The sequence below is a fragment of the Pseudomonas sp. 43(2021) genome (assembly GCF_017490805.1).
Lineage (GTDB): Bacteria > Pseudomonadota > Gammaproteobacteria > Pseudomonadales > Pseudomonadaceae > Aquipseudomonas.
The window spans coordinates 1-512 of the sequence record NZ_JAFGYJ010000282.1 but is presented as its reverse complement, the minus strand read 5'-3'; the positions used below and the strand labels follow the sequence as shown (position 1 = coordinate 512).

Here is a 512-nt window from a genome sequence, read left to right as displayed (position 1 = left end):
GAACTCGTCGTTGCCGACGTCACGGACGCCGGTGCATGGGATGCGCTGCTGAGCGATTTTCAACCGGAAATCATCATACATCTGGCCGCCGAAACGGGCACGGGCCAATCGCTGACGGAAGCGAGTCGGCATGCGCTCGTCAACGTCGTCGGCACCACGCGGCTGACGGACGCGCTCGTCAAGCACGGCATCGTGGTCGAGCACATTCTGCTGACGAGCAGCCGCGCGGTCTATGGCGAAGGGGCATGGCAGAAGGACGATGGCACGATCGTTTATCCCGGCCAACGCGGGCGCGCCCAGCTCGAGGCTGCGCAATGGGACTTCCCGGGGATGACGATGCTGCCTTCGCGTGCGGACCGTACCGAGCCGCGGCCGACGAGCGTCTATGGTGCAACGAAGCTCGCGCAGGAACACGTACTGCGTGCATGGTCGCTCGCAACGAAAACGCCGCTGTCGATTTTGCGTCTGCAGAACGTTTATGGCCCGGGTCAATCGTTGACTAACTCCTATAC

1 pseudogene is annotated in these 512 nt (G+C 62.7%); it reads left to right on the top strand.

Annotated features, from left to right (window positions below):
- A pseudogene (gene wbiB / locus J5M71_RS27220) lies at positions 1 to 512 on the top strand (dTDP-L-rhamnose 4-epimerase); the annotation flags it as partial.